Raw genomic sequence first — 15,187 nt, 5'->3', positions numbered from 1 at the left:
CCCCAGCCACGTGTCGTCCCCGCACCTGCGGGGGTAGTTCCGAGCACTTCCGGGGCGTACGGCTTCTCGGCGTGTCGTCCCCGCACCTGCGGGGGTAGTTCGAGCTTGGCGCCGAGCGCGATGCCAGCCCCGGCGTCGTCCCCGCACCTGCGGGGGTAGTTCCCATCCGGCCTGCCGCTCGTCCGCCGACTCGGCGTCGTCCCCGCACCTGCGGGGGTAGTTCGAGGGGCACACGCACCGGTACCGCCGCCAGGAGGTCGTCCCCGCACCTGCGGGGGTAGTTCGCCTCCCGGTACCTGCATAGCTGCAGAAATGCGGTCGTCCCCGCACCTGCGGGGGTAGTTCCTCCGGCGGATGTACAACACCGTCACGCGAAACGTCGTCCCCGCACCTGCGGGGGTAGTTCGTCGTCTTGCTGCGCTGGACCAGCTCGATGATGGTCGTCCCCGCACCTGCGGGGGTAGTTCCACGGCGTAGGCGCCGGGCGTGATGTAGCCGGTGTCGTCCCCGCACCTGCGGGGGTAGTCCTCGGGTCAGGGCGAACAGCAATGAGGAGCGGCGTCGTCCCCGCACCTGAGGAGGTAGTTCCTGGCTCCGATACCAGCCGAACGGCAGGGCGTTGTCGTCCCCGCACCCGCGGGGGTAGTTCCCGCACAGGCCATGCGCGTGCCGACCGAAGCCAGTCGTCCGCGCACCCGCGGGGGTAGTTCGCGGCGGATCCGCCGCACCTGTCCGACGACCTTGTCGTCCCCGCATCCGCGGGGGTAGTTCGGCGGCTTCCTGGGGAGGGGGTGGCCACGCTGGTCGTCCCCGCACCCGCGGCGGTAGTTCCACCGACAACCTCTCAACGCAATGGCATCGAGGGTCGTCCCCGCACCCGCGGGGGTAGTTCGGTCAAGGCGGCGCGGTATGCGGCCGCCATCGAGTCGTCCCCGCACCCGCGGGGGTAGTTCTCCCTCCATCCACGCGACCCGCCGGGCCAGCTCGTCGTCCCTGCACCTGCGGGGGTAGTACCACATGGCACCGCGTCAGCTTCGTCCACACCAGGTCGTCCCCGCACCTGCGGGGGTAGTTCGGTCGTCGTCTCGACCGTGCCGGCGACCAGCGTGTCGTCCCCGCACCTGCGGGGGTAGTTCATCAACCACGACCAAGATCCGGGCCCGGCGGGAGTCGTCCCCGCACCTGCGGGGGTAGTTCCGCCGCGCATCATCGTCGCCGCATCGCGGTGGGGTCGTCCCCGCACCTGCGGGGGTAGTTCCCGAATCCTGCTTGCGCTTGAGATCGTCCAGCGGTCGTCCCCGCACCTGCGGGGGTAGTTCCGTCACGGCTGCCACCCTGTGGTCTGACCTGGCGTCGTCCCCCCACCTGCGGGGGTAGTTCCGGCGGCTGGTTGTAGATGCGGCCGAGGTTGTCGTCGTCCCCGCACCTGCGGGGGTAGGTCGGGAGCTGAGCATCGCGGAGGCGCTCACAGAGAGTCGTCCCCGCACCTGCGCGGATAGTTCCCCGCGTCGCGTCCGTCGTGGTCCTGGTTCTGAGGTCGTCCCCGCACCTGCGGGGGTCCGGCGGAGTCGGAGGTGTCGGACACCAGTCAGCGTCGTCCCCGCACCTGCGGGAGTAGTTCCCGCGGCCGCCGGTCGCAGGGTTCACCGGGGGTGTCGTCCCCACACCTGCGGGGGTAGTTCTGGCTTCCTCGCCCACCTCGGCTTCGAAGACGCGTCCCGGGCACGCCACCGCCCGAAGATCCCGTAAGCCCGAGCCCGCACTGAAGGCCGGCCATGAATCCGCCGCCGACCTCACCTGCGCCAGGAACGGGGGCGGCGCCGCGGATCCCGGTCTCGCACCCGTTGCGTGAAGCAAACCCCTACTGATCGCGCGCAGCGGCAGCGCTTGAGTGTCGGCGTTTCGGCCAATCCGCCCCGGCTGTGGGCTCTTGTGCGGCAAGGGTCGGTGCACTGCGCACCTTGGGAGAACCGCTCAATCCCAGGGCGCGCGACCCGTCCGAAAAACAGGTGTTCGAAATTGCGGCGGCGTCGTTGAACACGCCGAACCGCCCATCACGTCCACGAGGGGGAACACCTTGACGCAAGTCAAGCCAAGCGGTGACGAGACCGAGAACCCAGCGAAGGCCGCGGCCACGGACACCATCTCGGGCGCTGAGCGGGAGCTGTACGGCGGCCGGCTGCGCTACGACCAGTCCTACGTCCGACACGAAGGGCCTGTGACCCGGCTGGGCTTCGGTCACATGGCGGCAGCGCTGCCGCGCATGGTGGGCATGGTTCTGCGCACCGGCTGGCAGGCGGACCGGCGGGCGCTCGCCGGGGTCGTGGTGGCCCAGCTCGGGCAGGGCGTGACGGCCGGCTGGGGACTGGTGGCGGTCAACAGCGTCCTCACCCAGCTGTTCGCCGACGGGCCGACCGCGGACAAGCTCCGCGACGCCCTGCCGTCGCTGGCCGTGCTCACCGTCGCGGCCGTGGCGACCGCGGTGCTGTCGGGGTGGTCGACGGCCATGTCGGGCCGGCTGGAGCCGCAGGTGGAGCGGGCGATCTCCGCCCGATACTACATGGCCGTCACCCACGTCGAGGTGGAGGCGACGGAGCGGCCGGAGGCCCAGCGGGCCTTGGAGGCGGGGAAGTTCGGCACGGACTCGGCCCGCAGCATGCTCCGGCTGTCGGTGGGCGTGGGCAATGTGGTGATCGGCATGGCGGCAGCCGCGGTCGTGCTGGCGTCGCTGCACTGGATCCTGCTGCCGATGCTGCTGGCCATCGCCCTGCCCAAGGGGTGGGGGGCGGTCCGCTCCGCGCGCCGTGAGTACCTCTCCCGCCTGAACTGGGTCGACCACCGCAGGGCGATCGCCTCCCTGCTGGCCTACCTGACCCGCCCGCACGCCGGCGGGGAGATCCGCGTGCACGCAGCCGGCACCAAGCTGATGTCCAGCTACGAGGAGATGTCGAGGCAGACGGAGGCGGAACAGCGGCGTCTGGCCCGGGCACAGGCATCCACGGATCTGATCGCCGGCGGCTTCGCGGGGGTGGCGTCGCTGGCCTGCTACGGGGTGCTGTGGTGGCTGCTGTCGACCGGTGGCCTGCCGCTCGCCGTCGGCGGCACGGCGGTGATCGCCATCCGCACTTCGACGGCGCGCCTCACGTCGCTGGTGCAGCAGGTCAACCGGCTGTACGAGGAGTTGCTGTTCCTCACCGACACCGAGGACGCCATCAAGGTGGCAGGCGAGAACGCCATTCCGTCTGCCGGTACGCCGCTGCCCGCGCCGGCACTGGAGGTGCGGACGGAGTCGGTGTCCTTCACCTACCCAGGGGCCGACGCTCCTTCGCTGAAGGGCGTCAGCGTGAGGGTGCCCCGGGGGAAGGTGACGGCCCTGGTGGGGGCGAACGGCTCGGGGAAGACCACCTTGACGAAGGTGCTGGCCGGGCTGCTGCTGCCCTCCGAAGGAAACGTGTGGTGGGTGGGTGAGTCGGGCGAGCGGGTCGAGCTCCGCGAGGCGGACCGCGCCCAGGTCTTCGGCGCAGTGGGGCTGTTGGCGCAAGACTTCCCACGCTGGGAGATGACGGCTGCCGCGAACGTGGCCATCGGCGCCGGCGACCGTCCCCGGGACATGGACCGCGTCCGCAAGGCCGCCCGGGACGCGGGCGTGCTCGACCTGATCGAGGGTCTGCCGCACGGCTGGGACTCGATCGTGTTCAAGGGCTACGAGCGCGGTGTCCAGCTCTCGGGCGGACAGTGGCAGAGACTGGGGTTGGCTCGAACCCGATACCGCCAGGCGCCGTTCCTGCTGGTCGACGAGCCCACCAGCGCCCTCGATCCCCACGCGGAAATCGCCTCGTTCCAGGGGCTGTGGTCCCTGGCCGAGGAAGGGCACGCGGTCGTGCTCGTCACCCACCGGCTCGCCGCGACCATGCACGCCGACCACATCTACGTCCTCGACCAGGGATGCCTCGTCGAGAACGGCACCCACGACGAACTCATGGCCCGCGCGGGCGGCCTGTACCAGGGCATGTTCACCGCCCAGGCCGCCCAGTACGGGCTCACGCCCGCGGCCGAGACGGTTCCAGGCCCCCGCGGCACCCAGCCGTCCGACCACAAGACGGCGAGCTGACCCGCCCCAGCGTGACCTCTACAGCCCCGACCGTACGTCGAAGGCGAGACGACACTCGTGCCCCCAGCTCCTCCTCGATCCGCAACCTGTCGAGGCGTACCGGCCTGCGGCAGGCCGCCGCCCTGATCGCCGGCGGCATCGCCTCCGCGCTCTCGGTGCACGCGGCGCCGCTCGCCGGAACCGCTGCCTACCTCACCCCTGCCGTCCTGCTGTGTTTCTCCCCCGTCCGCCGCCTGACCGCCATGCCCGCACGCCCTCCCGCGAAGGACGGTCTTCATGCGCCTTAATCACCAGGCCACCGACACGAGCGACTTGCGTGCCGCCATGGTCGACCGCCTCACCTCCGCGGGCGTCCTCACCAACTCGCACCTCCGCGCCGCCCTGTTCCGCGTGCGCCGCGAGGTGCTGATGCCACACGCCTATGTGCGGGTCAGCGGCCCGGGCGCCGATCCCATCGACTGGCGCCTCCTCGACGGATCCCACGCCGAGGACCGTCAGGAGTGGCTCGACCTGATCCACAGCGACGAGTCGATCCTGCTTCAGCGCGATGGCGAACCCCTCGACACGCTCGCCCGCGGGCCAGTGACCGGCGGCCATATGACCTCCATGTCCACGTACACGCCAGCCACGGTCGAGGCCCTCCAGGCCCTGGGGCTGGCGCCGGGCCTGCGCTACCTGGAGCTCGGGCCCGGCCCCGGCGTCTCCCTCGCGCTCGCCGCTACCATCACCGGCCCCGGGCTCTCCACCGGTGTGGAGCGGGACGCGCACATGGCAGCCTTCGCGCAGCGGAACCTCGACCGGCTCGGCGTCGGCGCGGCGATGGTTGAGGGCGACGCGCTCGACGGGCACGAGGCTCGGGCGCCGTACGACCGGATCCACTCTGGCATCGGCGTGCCTTGCGTCCCGCCCGCATGGGTGGAGCAGCTGGCGCCCGGCGGACGGTTGCTGACCACGCTCGCGACCCGGACGCCGAGCTGGCCCGGACAGCTCCTCGGCACCCACAACGGCTCAGGCTCGATCGAGGCCGTTCTGCGCGGCAAGCCGCGGGGATACCGGCCGATGCTGGGCTACCGGTGGCTGTCCGCCCTCGATCACCGGACGCGAATCAAGGCCGACCCCGGCGCGGCGCGGCCCACCCGGCTCGCGCCGCCGCCGGACGATGCCTACGGATTCTGGCTTGCCGTCGCGTACCTGGTCCCCGGCACGGTGCGGGACTTCCAGGCCGAGACGATGACGATCGTCGCCCCCGAGGACGACTCCTGGGCCGTGACCGGCACCGTCGACGGGACTGTTCGCGTTCACGGGCCCCGCGATGTGTGGGCCGAGATCGAGGACCTGCACGCCCGCTGGGAGGAAGCCGGCCGGCCAGAGTCGTACCGAGTCGACCTCACCGACGGTACTGGGGCCCAGACCGTCACGTCCGGCGCGGGGCCGAAGGCGCTGACCTGGACGCTGCCTCCTCTTGCCACCGTTCCCCGGCCAACGCCGTGACCTCGCCCGCGCGGATCGCCGTTGCCCCGCACACCAGCCGTTCAGCGAACAGGAGCACGATGCGCCAGCCTCACAACCCTCTTCCTCCCCGAGCCGACAGCTCCGCCGTGCCGACTGGCTGTCCCGAGGACTTCCTCCGCCAACGCTCCGGCGATGGGCGGCCCATGTGCGCGAACGACTACGCCGCGGCGGACATCGGCTGGGGCATCCTGCTCCGCCGCGGTGAAGTGGCAAACGCGTATCTTCTGTGGCGCAGCGGACGTGTACGCGGCTACTGCGTGCTCATCCACCACGGTGCCCCGCACGTGGCCGAGCCCACCGACTTGTCCGAAGCCGACGCCGCCGCCTACTGGCGCGACACCCTCGCGCTTGGCAGGGCCCTGACGGCCTTCGACCGAGCGGTGAAGATGAACTACTCCACCCTCGGCAACGTCGTACCCCACCTGTACAGCCACATCTGCCCCCGGTACACCGGGGACGCTGATCCCGCGCCGGGCGGGCCCCTGCCGTGGCAGGCTCTCGACGCGGGCCGCCAAGATGAGGGGCAGCTGCAGCAGGACGCCGCTGCGCTGCGGGCGTTGCTGGGGGAGGCGGCGTGACCGGCGGCCAGCGGCACACCGAGCCGCTCGACGTCCACCTGATCGCGGTGCGCGACGGCACGGCCGGGACCGAGGTGCTGCTGTCCCGACGGGCCGGTGACGTGTACGCCGCTGGCTGCTGGCACCTTCCGTCCGGACATCTCGATGGCCCGTGGGAGGACATGGTCACGGCGCTGGTGCGCGAGACCCGCGAGGAGACCGGCGTCGTGGTCGATCCGGCCGATGCCCGCGCGGCCGTCACCGTGCACCACCGCTCCCCCGCCGGCGGAGCGCGCCTCGGGGTGTTTTTCGAGGTGCGGCGCTGGCGCGGCTCCCCGCGGGTGATGGAACATGCGGTGTGCGATGCCATGGGCTGGTTCGCCCTTGATGAGCTGCCCGAGCCGATGGTCGCGTACTGCCGGGCCGGGCTGGACGCCTACCGGGCCGGCGCGCGGATGGCCGTGCATTTCCAGGAGCCCGGCGACCCGATCGCCTACGACCGGTCCGTCGACCGGCTGGCCCTGGTCCTCGACCCCGGCGACCGCAGCGCGGTCCCGGAGCGGGCGGTGCGCGCCTTCGCCGAGCGGGCGGTGGGCCGGGTCACCGCCTGGACGGACGTGTCCTGGGCGCGCGAGGAGAGCCGTGTGTGGCGGGCCCGCGGCCCCGAAGGCGGCGAGTGGTACGTCAAGATCCACCAGAACGCGCGCTTCCACCAACGCGAAGTCGGCGCGCTGCGTAGCTGGGTCCCCGCTCTAGGCGTGGCCGCGCCCCGCCTGGTGGCTGCCGATGCCGCGCGGCGGGCCGTGGTCCTCACCGCCGTGGGGGGCCGATCCCTGCACGGCGCCATCCACCCGCCCGAGGAGCAGCGCCGGATCTTCCACCGCATCGGGCAGCTCGCAGCCTCCGTCCACACCAGCGCCACGCCCCGGTCGAGCGGCGGCGCACCGCTGGTGGGGAAGCTGGAGCGGCACCTGGACGGCGCCCGGCCGCATCTCGCCCCTGGTGACGAGGAGTTCATCCGCGCCACAGCCGAGAGCGCCGCATCCTTGCCCGCCCTGGCGGTGGTCCCCACACACGGCGACTTCCAGCTGCGCAATCTGCGCTGGGACGAGGCTGCCGACATCCTGTACGTGATCGATTTCGAACGGTCCGAACCCGGGCCGGCGGTACGGGACTTCGTCCGGCTGTCCGACGTGTGGCACGGCCGTCCCGACCTTCGTGCAGCCGTGATGGACGGCTACGGACGCTCCTTCACACCGGAGGAAGAGGCCCAGCTCACGGTGCTGTCCGCCCTCGATGCCGTCTCCGGCATCTCCTACGGCGCCGCCCACGGCGATCCCGAGCTGGTGGAGCGAGGCCACCGCACCTTGGCCCGGCTCCGCGCCGCACAAAACCTCTGCCCCCACCCCCGCCCACGAGGAGCAGCACGTTGACTTAGAACTCCTAACGGAATGATTTCAAGCGTCGCCAGCAGATGAGTGCGCATCCCAGGGTGAGGAAGGCTCCCCGCACCGGTCATGCCGCCGGACGGGGCAGTGACGCCCTGCTGCTCGACGTACGCGAACCCCACGAGTGGCAGGCCGGGCACGCGCCCGGCGCCGTACACCTGACCCTGACGGCGCTCTCCGCCGGTGCCGGGCTGCCCGCCGAGGCACAGGCCCGGCAGCCCGTCGTCGTGATCTGCCATTCGGGCAACCGCTCGCAGCGGGCGGCCGAAGTGCTGCTCGCCAGAGGCGTGGAGGCCCCCCGTCGTCGTCGGCGTCGTCACCGGCCGCGAGGGTCAACGCCTCGCCGAGCGCTCCGAGCATCGAACGCACCTGCTCGGCTCCCTCTCCCCCGGCTGCGGGGGCGAGCTTGAGCGACTTCTCAATCGCGGCGCCGGTAGCGGCGAGGATCTGGGGTTGATCGCCGAAACGTCGGCCGTTCGAGGTGGGTCTCGGACCACACGTTGTCCTTGCCGCCAAAGGCACCAATCGTGCATGGCTCACATAGCTGCGCCCCCGTAGCCGCTCGGTGTCCGTCTGCAGCAGGTCGGCGAGCTGGGCGCGGCGGGCTGCGAGGTCTGCGCACCGTACCTAAGTGGCGATGACTCCCTCGCCGGCGCGGTCGAACGTAAGAGGTGGCTCGAACGCGGCGGCGATCTCCGACACCGTCGAGTGGCTGCGCTTGAGTTCGCGGGCGATCTCGTTGCGGGCCTTGCCCTGCGCGTGTAGTCGGCGCACCGCGGCGCGGTCTTTGTCGGTGATGGGGCGCCATGGGGTTTCACCTCCCGCACGGTCCTGGGCATGCGAAACGCCCCGCCGCGGTGTGCGACGGGGCGTAGGAGGCACAGCTCAGGTCAGTCGTGGCTCAGGCGCCGAGCCGGGCGCTCTGTGCCTGGATGGCGGTGATGGCAACGGTGTTGACGATGTCCTGGACCAGGCGCCGCGTGAGAGTCGTTGCAGGCGGGCCGTTTCTGGACACGCCGAAGACGGGCGCAACTCGAGATCACATATTGGTAACGTTGCAAGTGGAGTCGCGGAGCCTTGTTGCGTCCCAAATCGACGCCACAACATGAGTAAATTAGTGGGTACCCAATACACATGCAGTGGGGCGCCGCTAATGTTGTGTCTCACAGGAAGCAAGGGGCCGCAGTGCGGGAACACTGCGACCCCGGGTCGACCGCTCACGCGGTCAGCTGTGTGGATTGGGCTTGTGTGTGCCCTCAGTGCCTGGCGATGTCATACAGAAAGCGCATGACGCTGACCAGGAACGTAAGGGGCCCCCACGGGCCCTTTCCCTTTCTAGATAACCGCCGATGACGCACGATGCCTCCATGTAGATCGATGCATGTGCTGGAGGTTGCGTGCGTGTGACAGCAAGTCGTCCGCAGTACGCGACGATACGCGGTCGCTGGGGGCCCTCGCCTGGCGTTCCGCCGATTCTGTGGAAATCCCGAACGTTGCGCGAAATGGCAGAACGTTGCGCGCGCCCCACCGTGTCGCACAGCGGGGCGCAGCGCGTCATACGGACCGTCGGACGGGGCGGTACGGGTTGAGCGTTGCGGCGGTGATCTCGGGTGCTACGCCTGGCGGGTAGTGCCCGTGTGACCCTGCCGCGTCATACACGTTCGCGAGGATGAGCAACGCCTGTCGGACGGCGGCGGAAGCGTCGCAACCGGTGCGCATGTGACGGCGAGATCGTCGTGCATGCCCTCGTCGAGGATGCGTACGGACAGGGATCGGCCTACCTCCGGCGGGAGGTTGCGTCGGGTCTCGGTAGGGTTGGACCTTCTACGAACTTGCAGCCGTCGGCCGCAGTCACCTGACCTGCGAGTCTGCGAGGAGAACGACTCGATCGACACGCATCCTCGACGAGGGCATGTACGACGATCGGTGGCACACTGCGAGCGCCCCGTCGTCGCCGTCCGGGCCCGGGCCGCGGACGACGGGGAGCACCGGGGCCGCCCACGGCCGGTGGTTCTCGGCCTCGACCTCGGCCGGCCCTGCGACGACGTCATCCGCTTCGCCTTCGACTCCGCAGCGCTGCGCGTTGCCCCTTGCTCGTGGTGCACGGCTGGAACCCTCCGACGTTCTACGCCGCCAACTCGAACCCGAACCGGGATGCCGCTCTCGCGGCCGAAGAGCAGACAACCCTGCGCCATGCACTGGGGCCATGGCGCGAGAAGTACCAACCGTCGACGTGGCCGAGCAAGCCGTCATCGGACAGCCGGCTCGCCACCTCCTGGAAGCCGGGAGCCAAGCCGACCTCGTCGTCATCGGTCGGCACACGCCCTCGCCGAAGGCTCTCCCGCCCCGCATCGGGCACATCGCTCACGCCCTCCTGCACCACTGCCCGGCTCCCGTCGCTGTCGTCCCCCACGGCTGAGCACGCGCCCGTCTCGCTCCTGGCTGACCAGCGGCGCCCGGCACTCACTGACCCGTCGTTCTCGGTTCCCAGGCCTGTGGCCCCACAGCCCTGGGGGAGGGAACATGGAAGTGAGGTCTGCGGGCAGTGGATGTGCACCCGCGGGATGCGGAGAGGGAGTGCCCGATGATGTTCTGGCATGACCACTACGGTGTGAGCGCTTGGGGCTGGCTGGCGATGTCAGTCAGCATGATTCTTCTCTTCGCGCTGCTCGTCCTCATCGTTGTCCTCATCATTCGCGCACTGGGTCGATCGAGCCCTCTCCACGACGGGCCCAGCGTCACTCGGGGCGGACCCAGCCCCGAGCAGATCCTCGCGGAGCGGTACGCACGCGGCGAGATCGATGAGGAGGAGTACCACCGTCGGCTGGCCACCCTCCGCAGACCCCCGCCCTAAGGACCTGCGGGGGGCCAGCGGCGAGAAGGAACGGCAGGGTCTACCGCTGCGCGGCGGGGCAACCGGCGTCACTGCACCCTGATTCACTTGCTGGTCGTTGGTCGGCAACAGCTCCGGTCAGCAGCTCAGCATGCAGCTTGCTTGAGGCCATCAGGACGGCAGCCGAAGTCCTGATGCGAGGTATTCATCGAGCTCGTTCGCAGCAGGCCAGTGGGCGATGACTGTCCAAGAACGAAGGGGCCACAGACCATCCCCTTCGAGACGGGCGAGTACCGTGTCCTGCCGCCGTCCGGCTTTGGGGGTGGGCCCGGTCAGTGGGCGTCCTGTTGTGGCTCATGCGCGCCCCGTTCGGGATGTTTCAGGCCAGGGAATCGACGCACTGGTGGCCCACGGCAGTGCCGCGGACATCGCCCACCGCGTCCAAGAGCATTTCGACGCCGGTGCCGACCACGTAAGCCTCCAACTTGTGACCACCACACCCGACTGCCCGTCCGTACGGCAGTGGGAGCAACTCGCCGTCTTCCTGCCCGTCCGACGCAGCACCCCCGCGTAGGGACCGGCACGAGTGCGGCGCCCTCAAAGCCATCGCGGCCGTTTCAGGAACCGGCCGCCCACCGGCACAGCCGACGCCGACCGGCGGGCCCTGATTGATGGCGTCCGGCCCGTCGGTGACGGTCAGGGGTTTGGCACAGGTGCCTGCACCAGGTTGAGCGCTGCCTCGCTGAAGGCGCGAACGCGCGCCGTCGCACCGTCGGCAGGCCATACCAAGCCCCAGTCCACCGGGGCGGCGTCCTCGAAGGGGACATAGACGACATCCGGGCGGGCGAAGTAGCGCCTTGTGTGGGCGCCGACGGCGAAGACCCCCTCACCGGCGCCCACGAGCGTCAGCGTCTCGTTGAACGTCATGGCCGACGGACCGAGTGCGATCGGTCTCCCGGCGGGGGTCCGGCGCGGCGCCCGGTCCTCGCGCAGGGATCCCGGCAGCGTCTCGGGAATCTGCAGCACGGTCACGCGAGCCAGATCTTCCACGGAGACGGTCTCCCGGCGGGCGAACGGATGCCCTGTAGGGACGGCGAGCATGCGTGCCTCCCGCACCAGGACCGGCCCCATGACGATGCCCTCTTCGTGCATCGGATAGCAGGTCAGCGCGATGTCCACCTCGCCGCTGCGCAGCCACGGCAGGACTTGCGGCAGGTGCGCCTCTTTGATCTGGACCTCGCAGTCGGGGTGCCTGGTGCGGTACGCCTGCTTGGCGCCGACTAACAGCTGGCCCGCCGCCGGCCCGGTGAAGGCGACCCGCAACAGCCCGGTCAGCCCCTTCCCGGCGTCGACGGCCCGCTCGAACGCGTCGGTGATCCGGGCCCAGGCGGGGCGTATCTCTTCATACAGCTGCCGCCCCGTCAGGGACAGCTCCACCCGGCGGCTGGTGCGGTTGAACAACGGGACGCCGATGCGGCGCTCCAATTTGGCGATGGTCTGGCTGACCCGGGCAGTGGAGACGTGCAGCCGCTCGGCGGTGCGGCCGAAGTGCAGCTCCTCGGCGAGCGTCAGGAACGCCTCCAGCTCGTGCCGCTCCAGCATCCCGCATCCTCCATCGTTAATCGAGGCTTCACGGTCGTTGCACAGGTGCGCATTGATGCCCGGTCCGGACCGCAGCAGGATCAGAGGCGTTGAAAGGCCGCCTCACCTGCACAGGAGAACATCATGTACGTCACCCGCGACCGCGCCCTGACCGCCCCCGCGCACGACACCGCCGCGGCCGTCGCAGAACTCAGGGACCGGGCGGAGATCACCGACACGCTCTACCGCTTCGGGCTGGGCCAGGACCTGAAGGACAAGGAGCTGTTCGCCTCGGCCTTCGCCACTGACGCCGAGCTGGACTTCCGCCCGGCCGCCTCCAAGTGGGGGGCCAAGCCGCCGCTGATGTCCGGGCGCGACACCATCGTCACCACCATTCTGGACATGTTCACCGGCCGGGTGGACACCACACACCAGATCACCAACACGCGGATCACCATCGATGGCGACACCGCCCGGCTCACGGCCCTGGTGGAAGCCCAGCACCTGCTCATCGCCGACCCCGCCACCCACGCGCTGCTGAAGAACCCCTACGACGTCGACCTGGTCCGCGACGGCGACCGCTGGGTCATCCGTCGGCTTCGCATCGACAACGCCTGGTACACCGGCGACCCCACCGCGATCTTCGGTTGACACCCGCCCCACCGCACAAGGGCCTCCTGACCCGGAGACCTCATGGCCCGCTCGACTCCCTGCACAACTCCCCACCCCTTGGACCAGGAAGGACACGACATGAAGAGCACAGTGACCGGCGGACGGCCGGTACTGACCCGTCACGCCGAGGCGGAGACCTGTGCCGACCCCAGCAGTGTGATGACGCTGCTCGCCGACTCGGACAGCACCGCGGACGGCTTCACCAGCTACCGGTCCACGTTCGCCCACGGCGCCGTGGGGGCACCCGCCCACTTCCACACCAAGGCGACGGAGCTGTTCTTCGTGATCAGCGGGTCCCTCCAGGTACTGGTGGGCGAGGAGGTCACCGTCCTGGAGGCAGGCGACTTCCTGGCCGTGCCGCCCCACACCCCGCACGCCTTCGCCGCGGCGCCGGGCTGTGAGGCGGACGTGCTGTTCGTGTTCACGCCGGGCATGGACCGGTTCGACTACCTGCGCCTGCTCGGCCGGGTGATGCGTGGCGAGGCCGACGCGAAGGAGATCGCCGCCTCCGCGGAGCGGTTCGACAACCACTACGTCGACAGCCCCGTCTGGCGGGCTGCCCTGGAGGTCTCGGCGTGATCGACTCCACCGTCCCGGTCCGGGTGGCCCGGCCCTCGCGGGACCTCGCCGCCGCCGAACGCTTCTACGTGCACGGCCTCGGCCTGGCCGTCCTGTGGCGCACGACCGAGCGCATGCCGGGCGAGCACGACCTGCTGATGGTCGGCCCGCCCGGCGCCGCCTGGCATTTCGAGCTGACGCACGATCCGGAGCGGCCGCTGGAGCCGACCCCGACGGTGGACGACCTGTTCGTCGTCTACCTCGGCAAGCCGGCGGACGAGTCCCTGATCGACCGCCTGGTCGCGGCCGGCGGTACCCGCGTTCCGGCGCACAACCCGTACTGGGACGAGCACGGTGTGACGATCACCGACCCGGACGGCTACCGCCTGGTGCTGTGCTCCCGCACCTGGGCCTGAGCTGCATGAACAGGCCCTAGTTGAGGTAGACGGCCTCGCGTACCCCGCACGGGATGAAGTACGTAAACGGCGCGATGCAGGTATCCGAGATGTGGTGGTAGGCGATGCCGCCCGGCTTGCAGGACCGGGCTGGCCACCGGTCGTCGTACTGGACAACCCGGGCGGGCGGACGATCCCCTGGACTCGCCGCACATGATCCTCTCGGCCATGTACGGCGACCTCACTCTCGAAGCTTCCCTGGAGCCCGGAGGCGCACTCGGTCGCTCCAGCAGGTTCAAGCCGCCGCCGACGCGCAGGGTGAAATCGATTGGGACGTCTCGGTTGATTCCACCATCGTGCGGGCTCATCAGCATGCAGCCGACGCTCGCACCGATCCGTCGGCGGAGTGGCCGCAGGGAAACGGAGGTGAAGGAGGTGGCCGTGAAGCCAGCCGGACCCGGGACGGTGATCACGGTGACTCCGGCTTCGTGGCGCCGCAGGGTGCTGCGAAGTATGTCGTCGGACGCAACGGTCGTTGCGGCAACGTTTGCGGCGGCAAGGGCCGTTGAGGATCGGGCGGGGCGTTCCTCGGAGGTGACCATGTCGATTCCCTTCAGCGTCTGGGCGTGGTGGGGCATGGCGTTGTCGGGCACTGCGGCTGCCTGTTCAAGGCGTCGGTGCCGGATGGCGGCCCGGGGTGCGCACCAGCAGGAAGTTCGTACGGCGGCGCAGGGTGAAGCCGATCGACTCGTAGAGGCGGATGGCGGTGGTGTTGCTTGCGTGGGTGTGGAGGAAGGGGGTCTCCCTGCGTTCCCTGATCCCGGCCGCCACCGCCCGGACCAGTCGCGTGGCCAGCCCCTGCCCACGGTGTGCCGGATGGGTGCAAACGGCACTGATCTCCGTCCAGCCCGGCGGATGCACGCGTTCCCCGGCCACCGCGATGAGCCGTCCGCGATGCCGGAGACCGAGGTAGGTGCCGAGTTCGACGGTGCGGGGCAGGAAGGGACCCGGCTTGGTCAGGGCGATCAGGTCCAGGATCTCGGGGATGTCGTCGAGCCCGAGCCGCACCGCTTCGGGGGCGGGTTCGGCGCGTAGCCCGGTGTCGACCAGTTGGACACCCTGCCCTCTTTCCACGATCTCCCATCCATCGGGGACGGCCTGCGCTCCCGTAACGGCGGTGACGGTGTCCGTGCCGACCAGCGCGGTCAGGTCGTCCCAGGCCCCCGGGTCGGCCGGGTCGGCGAGGGCGGTGAAGGGGCACACGTCCAGGGGATAGCGGGCAGCTTGGCCGACGCGGTCGGCGAACCCGGCGTGCGGGCCGGCCAGCGCCGCCCAGACAGCGTTGTCGAGGAGGTGCGGTTCGGACGAGCTGTGGGCAGGGGAAGGGGAGACGCTGGTGGACATGGTGGTGGGAACGCTCCATGGCATCCGTGGAATTCCTGGCGGAGGGCAGGCATGGGGAGGCGGCGCGCCCGGGGACTCCGACATGACGCCGGAGTCCCCGGGCGGTCCCGGGCGGC

Annotated in this window: 14 protein-coding genes and 1 pseudogene; 11 read left to right on the top strand and 4 right to left on the bottom strand. The window is 70.3% G+C overall.

The features are described 5' to 3' along the window. The first annotated feature begins 2,179 nt into the window (after positions 1–2,179). The 5 genes from ACZ7MX_RS39180 to ACZ7MX_RS39160 all read left to right on the top strand — a co-directional run bounded on the left by ACZ7MX_RS39180 (position 2,180) and on the right by ACZ7MX_RS39160 (position 8,038). Positions 2,180–4,111 (top strand): ABC transporter ATP-binding protein, encoded by a 1,932-nt coding sequence (locus ACZ7MX_RS39180; RefSeq protein ID WP_472139473.1) that lies wholly within the window; start codon positions 2,180–2,182, stop codon positions 4,109–4,111. 276 nt (positions 4,112–4,387) lie between these two features. Next, positions 4,388–5,602 carry a methyltransferase domain-containing protein gene (locus ACZ7MX_RS39175; RefSeq protein ID WP_472139437.1) on the top strand — a complete coding sequence of 405 codons (1,215 nt, stop codon included), beginning with the start codon at positions 4,388–4,390 and terminating at the stop codon, positions 5,600–5,602. Between the two features lie 164 nt (positions 5,603–5,766). Next, positions 5,767–6,201 carry an HIT family protein gene (locus ACZ7MX_RS39170; protein WP_472139435.1) on the top strand — a complete coding sequence of 145 codons (435 nt, stop codon included), beginning with the start codon at positions 5,767–5,769 and terminating at the stop codon, positions 6,199–6,201. Continuing rightward, complete coding sequence (locus tag ACZ7MX_RS39165) at positions 6,198–7,613, top strand: phosphotransferase (RefSeq protein WP_472139433.1); 1,416 nt, start codon at positions 6,198–6,200, stop codon at positions 7,611–7,613. The genes ACZ7MX_RS39170 and ACZ7MX_RS39165 overlap by 4 nt, the downstream gene beginning before the upstream one ends. Before the next feature lie 41 nt (positions 7,614–7,654). Continuing rightward, complete coding sequence (locus ACZ7MX_RS39160) at positions 7,655–8,038, top strand: rhodanese-like domain-containing protein (protein ID WP_472139432.1); 384 nt, start codon at positions 7,655–7,657, stop codon at positions 8,036–8,038. Between the two features lie 217 nt (positions 8,039–8,255). On the opposite strand, the gene ACZ7MX_RS39155 is transcribed toward ACZ7MX_RS39160, so the two are convergent. Next, positions 8,256–8,510, bottom strand: a complete 255-nt coding sequence (locus tag ACZ7MX_RS39155) for a helix-turn-helix domain-containing protein (RefSeq protein ID WP_472139431.1) — start codon at positions 8,508–8,510, stop codon at positions 8,256–8,258. A gap of 1,030 nt (positions 8,511–9,540) precedes the next feature. Here ACZ7MX_RS39155 and ACZ7MX_RS39150 point away from each other — a divergent pair. The 3 genes from ACZ7MX_RS39150 to ACZ7MX_RS39140 all read left to right on the top strand — a co-directional run bounded on the left by ACZ7MX_RS39150 (position 9,541) and on the right by ACZ7MX_RS39140 (position 11,035). Continuing rightward, positions 9,541–10,047, top strand: coding sequence for a universal stress protein (locus ACZ7MX_RS39150; RefSeq protein WP_472139429.1), 507 nt, complete (start codon positions 9,541–9,543; stop codon positions 10,045–10,047). A 165-nt stretch (positions 10,048–10,212) separates the two neighbouring features. After that, positions 10,213–10,482 carry an SHOCT domain-containing protein gene (locus ACZ7MX_RS39145; RefSeq protein ID WP_472139428.1) on the top strand — a complete coding sequence of 90 codons (270 nt, stop codon included), beginning with the start codon at positions 10,213–10,215 and terminating at the stop codon, positions 10,480–10,482. A 382-nt stretch (positions 10,483–10,864) separates the two neighbouring features. After that, a complete protein-coding gene (locus ACZ7MX_RS39140; RefSeq protein WP_472139426.1) occupies positions 10,865–11,035 on the top strand; it encodes a hypothetical protein in 171 nt (56 codons plus the stop codon). Positions 11,036–11,157: 122 nt separating this feature from the next. Here the strand turns inward: ACZ7MX_RS39140 and ACZ7MX_RS39135 are convergent, their stop codons facing one another. Beyond that, positions 11,158–12,063, bottom strand: a complete 906-nt coding sequence (locus tag ACZ7MX_RS39135; protein WP_472139424.1) for a LysR family transcriptional regulator — start codon at positions 12,061–12,063, stop codon at positions 11,158–11,160. Positions 12,064–12,186: 123 nt separating this feature from the next. Here ACZ7MX_RS39135 and ACZ7MX_RS39130 point away from each other — a divergent pair, with 123 nt between their 5' ends. From ACZ7MX_RS39130 to ACZ7MX_RS39120, 3 genes are all read left to right on the top strand, one after another. Next, a complete protein-coding gene (locus ACZ7MX_RS39130) occupies positions 12,187–12,693 on the top strand; it encodes a nuclear transport factor 2 family protein (RefSeq protein ID WP_351531582.1) in 507 nt (168 codons plus the stop codon). Between the two features lie 99 nt (positions 12,694–12,792). After that, the gene (locus ACZ7MX_RS39125) at positions 12,793–13,293 is read left to right on the top strand and encodes a cupin domain-containing protein (RefSeq protein WP_472139422.1); all 501 of its coding nucleotides are present in this window, start codon (positions 12,793–12,795) and stop codon (positions 13,291–13,293) included. After that, complete coding sequence (locus ACZ7MX_RS39120) at positions 13,290–13,688, top strand: VOC family protein (RefSeq protein WP_472139420.1); 399 nt, start codon at positions 13,290–13,292, stop codon at positions 13,686–13,688. Before ACZ7MX_RS39125 ends, ACZ7MX_RS39120 begins: the two co-directional genes overlap by 4 nt. Before the next feature lie 16 nt (positions 13,689–13,704). Here the strand turns inward: ACZ7MX_RS39120 and ACZ7MX_RS39115 are convergent. Together ACZ7MX_RS39115 and ACZ7MX_RS39110 are read right to left on the bottom strand one after the other, a co-directional pair. After that, positions 13,705–13,890, bottom strand: a pseudogene (locus ACZ7MX_RS39115) (Tn3 family transposase); the annotation flags it as partial. 443 nt (positions 13,891–14,333) lie between these two features. Further along, complete coding sequence (locus ACZ7MX_RS39110) at positions 14,334–15,071, bottom strand: GNAT family N-acetyltransferase (RefSeq protein WP_472139418.1); 738 nt, start codon at positions 15,069–15,071, stop codon at positions 14,334–14,336. Between the last annotated feature and the right edge of the window lie 116 nt (positions 15,072–15,187).

The organism is Streptomyces sp. NPDC107765 (assembly GCF_055657085.1).
The sequence above is the reverse complement of the archived record's forward strand: the minus strand, read 5'-3'. Positions and strand labels throughout refer to the sequence as shown.

Excerpts from the sequence above, each read along its gene's own strand:
- ACZ7MX_RS39175 (WP_472139437.1), top strand. The coding sequence starts at position 4,388 with ATGCGCCTTAATCACCAGGCCACCGACACGAGCGACTTGCGTGCCGCC.
- ACZ7MX_RS39170 (WP_472139435.1), top strand. The coding sequence starts at position 5,767 with ATGTGCGCGAACGACTACGCCGCGGCGGACATCGGCTGGGGCATCCTG.
- ACZ7MX_RS39160 (WP_472139432.1), top strand. The coding sequence starts at position 7,655 with ATGAGTGCGCATCCCAGGGTGAGGAAGGCTCCCCGCACCGGTCATGCC.
- ACZ7MX_RS39150 (WP_472139429.1), top strand. The coding sequence starts at position 9,541 with ATGTACGACGATCGGTGGCACACTGCGAGCGCCCCGTCGTCGCCGTCC.
- ACZ7MX_RS39145 (WP_472139428.1), top strand. The coding sequence starts at position 10,213 with ATGATGTTCTGGCATGACCACTACGGTGTGAGCGCTTGGGGCTGGCTG.
- ACZ7MX_RS39135 (WP_472139424.1), bottom strand. The coding sequence starts at position 12,063 with ATGCTGGAGCGGCACGAGCTGGAGGCGTTCCTGACGCTCGCCGAGGAG.
- ACZ7MX_RS39130 (WP_351531582.1), top strand. The coding sequence starts at position 12,187 with ATGTACGTCACCCGCGACCGCGCCCTGACCGCCCCCGCGCACGACACC.
- ACZ7MX_RS39125 (WP_472139422.1), top strand. The coding sequence starts at position 12,793 with ATGAAGAGCACAGTGACCGGCGGACGGCCGGTACTGACCCGTCACGCC.
- ACZ7MX_RS39110 (WP_472139418.1), bottom strand. The coding sequence starts at position 15,071 with ATGTCCACCAGCGTCTCCCCTTCCCCTGCCCACAGCTCGTCCGAACCG.